Annotated in this window: 2 protein-coding genes and 1 pseudogene; all 3 read right to left on the bottom strand. The window is 71.2% G+C overall.

Translation table 11 applies throughout. From position 1 onward, the window contains the following. Positions 1 to 57: 57 nt before the first annotated feature. On the bottom strand, positions 58 to 1,740 hold the full coding sequence (locus GA0115259_RS17440; RefSeq protein ID WP_093597619.1) for a DUF885 domain-containing protein: 1,683 nt from the start codon (positions 1,738 to 1,740) through the stop codon (positions 58 to 60). A 401-nt stretch (positions 1,741 to 2,141) separates the two neighbouring features. Continuing rightward, the gene (locus GA0115259_RS17435) at positions 2,142 to 3,587 is read right to left on the bottom strand and encodes a GNAT family N-acetyltransferase (RefSeq protein WP_093597616.1); all 1,446 of its coding nucleotides are present in this window, start codon (positions 3,585 to 3,587) and stop codon (positions 2,142 to 2,144) included. Positions 3,588 to 3,618: 31 nt separating this feature from the next. Further along, positions 3,619 to 4,481, bottom strand: a pseudogene (locus GA0115259_RS40370) (hypothetical protein); the annotation flags it as partial.

The raw sequence follows: 4,481 nt of genomic DNA, 5'->3' as shown, positions 1-4,481 counted from the left end.
GTGCCTTTCGGCCGGGACCGGCAGCCGCCGTACCGCTACTGCTGTCGCCACCGTCACTCAGAGCTTGGACAGCTCTTCCACCAGGTCGTCCAGACCCAGCGAGCCCTGTGACAGCGCCGCCATGTGCCAGGCCTTCGCGTCGAACGCGTCGCCATGTGCCTTACGGGCGTTCTCCCGCCCGAGCAGCCAGGCGCGCTCGCCCAGCTTGTAGCCGATCGCCTGGCCCGGCATCGAGAGATAGCGGGTCAGCTCGCTCTCCACGAATTCCGCGGGCCGGCCGCTGTGGTTCCCGAAGAACTCCTGCGCAAGCTCAGGCGTCCAGCGCTCGCCCGGGTGGAACGGCGAATCCGCCGGGATCTCCATCTCCAGATGCATACCGATGTCCACGATCACCCGGCAGGCACGCATCATCTGCGCGTCCAGATAACCGATTCTGCGCTCCGCGTCCGGCAGGAAGCCCAGCTCGTCCATGAGCCGCTCCGCGTAGAGCGCCCAGCCCTCCGCGTTGGCGCTGACCATGCCGACGGTCGCCTGGTAGCGGGAGAGCTGGTTGGCGACCAGCGTCCACTGGGCGAGCTGGAGATGGTGGCCCGGGACGCCTTCGTGGTACCAGGTGGACACCAGGTCGTATACGGGGAAGCGGGTGGCGCCCATGGTCGGGAGCCAGGTGCGGCCGGGCCGTGAGAAGTCCTCGGACGGGCTGCTGTAGTACGGCGCGGCCGGCCCGCCAGGCGGCGCGATCCGGGACTCCACCTTCCGTACCTGCTCGGCGAGTTCGAAGTGTGTGCCGTCCAGCGCGTCCATGGCCTCGTCCATGAGGTTCTGGAGCCACTCCCTGACCTCGTCGACGCCCTCGATGTGCTCTCCGTGCTCCTCAAGATGCGCGAGTGCCTCCCAGGGACCGGCGCCCGGCAGGATCTTCTCGGCCTCGGTCCTCATCTCGGCCAGCAGCCGGTGGTACTCGGACCAGCCGTACGCGTACGCCTCGTCCAGATCCAGATCCGTGCCGTTGAAGTAGCGCGACCAGCGGGCGTAGCGCTCCCGGCCCACGGTGTTCGGCGCGTCCTCGACGGCGGGCGCGTACACATCACGGATCCAGTCGCGCAGCTCCGTGACGGCGGCGGTGGCCCCGCGCGCGGCGTCGTCCAGCTCCGCACGGAGCGGTTCGGGGCCCGCCGAGGCGAACTCCTCGAACCAGCCGCGCTCCTCACCGGCCCACTCCGTGAGCTGGCCGACGAAGGTCGCGGTGGGGCGCGGCCCGGCGTACAGCTTGCGTTCGAGTCCCAGGGCGAGCGAGGCGCGGAAACCTTCCAGCGCCGCAGGCACGGCCCGCAGCCGCTCGGCGATCGCCGCCCAGTCCTCGTCCGTCTCGGCCGGTGTCACGGTGAACACCTCGCGGATGTGATGCGCCGGCGAGTGGATGTTGCTGACCTTGCGCAGCCCCTCGTCGGCGTCATGGATGGCGAGTTCCGCCGTCAGCCGCTCACGCAGCAGCCGGCCGCAGCACCGCTCGGCATCGGCGTCCGCGCCCGGCAGCGTCTCGGCCCGGTCGAGCCGGGCGAGCGTCTCCCGGGCGAGATCGGCGAGAGCCTGCTGACCGGCCGGAGAGAAATCGGGAAGGCGACGGGAACTCTCCGCGACGCCCAGAAAGGTGCCGGTGATGGGATCGAGTTCGATGAGTGCGTCGACGTAGGCGTCGGCGACCTGGCGGGGCAGCGCGCTGCCGGCTGTGTCTGACATGCGGGCCATCTTCTCCAAGAGAGGCCGCCCTCGTCACATCATGAATTCCGTGGCATGGGCGGATTGGCCGACGACAGAGGCTTGAGCGGCCCTCGATCGCCCTGCCGGAAGGCCACTTGGGAAGCGGCCGGTAGATGCCCGGGAGGTGAAGGAGGCGGCTTCGGGCCAAGAGCCGGATTCGTTCCGTCCGGAGACGGGCAGGCCGGGGCCCGGGGCGGACTTCGGACCGCCGCCGAGTTTGGCCGGAACAAGACGTTCGGCCGCCGCGCCCGTACGGATCGTACGGACCCGGTGGGCTGCGCCGGGCTGTACGCGAGGCGTCCGGTCCGTACGGGCCGGGTGTTCAGATATGGCGTATTCGGGTGCTCGTGCTCGTGCTCGTGCTCAGCGGTCTCGGGTGCTCAGCGGTCGGCCTGGCCGTGGTGGTCGAACAGACCGGAGTCCCCGTACGGCGGCAGCACCGACACGGACGTCGGGTCCAGCCGGGCCGTGATGACGAGCGTGCCCTCCTCGATCTGGTAGTCCAGCGGCAGACCGAGATCGCGCATGGTCGCGACCATGGCGGTGTTGGACGCCTGGGTGACCGCGTACACGCTGGTGCAGTGCGCCTCCACGGCGAGCGCGACCAGCCGGCCGAGCAGCTCGGAGCCGATACCGCGCCGCTGCCAGGCGTCCTCGACGATCAGCGCGACCTCGGTCTCGTCGCCGTCCCAGAGCAGATGCCCGAGGGCGACCAGCCGCCCGGAGGCCGACTCGACCGCGAGCGTACGGCCGAAGCGCGGGCTGAGCAGATGCTGGAGATAGCGGTCCGCGTCGCCCACCGGGCCGTGGTAGCGCTGGCTCAGCGTGCGCTCGGAGCAGCGGCTGTGCATGGCGAGCGCCGCGTCGAGATCGTCACGGTCGGCACGCCGTACGGTGATCTCCTCGCCTTCCGGGAGCGTCAGCACATCCTGGCTGCGCGGGATGCGCGGGCCGAGCCGGGCGTCCAGCTCGACCAGGGCGCGGGCCCGGGCGAATTCGGTGGGCGTGAAGGCGAGATACGGGCGCTCGACGGTGATGCTTCCGCCGTTCGGGTCGTGCAGCCGCATCTCCGTCCCGTCCAGCACGCCCTCGACTGGCGCGCTCTCACCGGTGGCACGTCCGGTGACCGGGAGCGCGGGCCGCGAGTGGATCGTGCAGCGGCCGAGCAACTGGCGCAGCGCGAGCGGCAGCTCGGCGCCGTCCAGCGCCGTACGGGTGGCCAGGCCCAGCACCCGGGTCGGTGTGTCCACCAGATCGTGTGCGTCGGCGCGCTCGATCCAGGTGCCGCTGCCGCCCGCCGCCGAAACCTCGCCGATGAGGTCCTTCGCCTGGAGCGCGCCCGGAGCGCGCAGCAGGAACTCGTCCACCGTGCCCTCGGCCAGCGGATGGGTCTGGAGCGTGAGGATGTCCACATGGAGCGTGGCGAACGCCGTGCACAGCGCGGCCAGACTGCCCGGCTCGTCCCGCACGGTGGTCCGCATCCGCCAGAGCACCGTCTCGACCGTCTCGGCCGGGAGGACTCCCTGCCGGGGATCCGGAAGGGCCGGTACGGGCAGGGCGCCGGCGCCCGCGTCGGAGACGTGGGCGGCGTCGGAGGCCGGTGGTGCATGGCTGTGCCTCCGTGCCCACCATGTGTGGAAGGCGGCGGTGGCCATCAAGGTCAGGGCGGAGGCGAACAGCAGAAACGTACCGTCGGGTCCATGCGCGATCATGTTCGCCACGGAGTCGGCGACCGCCACCGCGGTGAACAGCGCGGCCAGTTCGACAAGGTCCCGCCGCCAGTGGTGGGGACGGCGGACACTCTTCGCAGACGTCACATTGGTCATGACCTCACTCTGACGGAATGGTGTTGCGTGATCACGAACGGTTTGTGACTGATGGGTTAAGGATGGTTCTGTTCCTATTTGGGCGATCTTCGGCCAGTTCTGGCGCGGAATGATCGTCTCCCTGACGCAATGCGGCCAGCAGCCGGGCCGCCTGGGAGGCGAGGCGCGACGAGCCTCCGCGGGCTGTCAATTCGGCCAGCCCTGGTATCGCATCCCGCGCGCCGCAGCGCTCCACGCACTCCGCGGCCACGGCCAGCAGCTCCCCGAGACCAGGACGTACGGCCGCGGCGGCCTTCGCGGTCCCGGCCTTCGCGGTCCCGGTCCTGGCCGCCACGGCCTCCGCTGCCAGCAGGCCGGGCAGTGCGGCGCCGAGCACCGACCAGACCGTGGCGTACGCGCCGGTCGCAGCGGCGGTGCGGAGCGCGTCGGCCAGCCGGTTGACCTTGACGGCCTCGGAGGTCACCAGCGTGGCCAGTTCCCGCCCGAGCAGCGGTGCGTCCAGATCACCGCGGGCGGCCAGCACCAGCAGCGCGTCCACCGCCGACAGTCGGTCGTCCGGATGCCGGGCGCCGAGTCCGTACGCCACGCCTCGATGCAGGCCGGCACCGACGGGACCACCGCTCTCGGCGAGCACCGGCAGCCACCAGGAGCCGCCCCGCTGGTCGTCCTCCGCGCAGGCCGCCACCTTGGGCAGCAGCCACCCGGCGAGTATGTCCCGGTCCTCGGGCAGTACGGCGGGCCAGTGGGCGCGCTCGCCACCGACCCAGTGATGGCAGCCCGATCCGGCGGGCAGCACGGGACTGCCCAGCCAGCGGAAGGCCGGTGGGAACTCCCGGTGGATCGCCCGCCGCTCCCTGACCGCGCCCAGCCGGCCTGTCACCGACTCCAGCCAGC

The sequence above is a fragment of the Streptomyces sp. MnatMP-M17 genome, from assembly GCF_900091995.1.
Taxonomy (GTDB): Bacteria; Actinomycetota; Actinomycetes; order Streptomycetales; family Streptomycetaceae; genus Streptomyces.
Note: the sequence above shows the minus strand (reverse complement) of the source record. Positions and strands in the feature narration are given on the sequence as shown.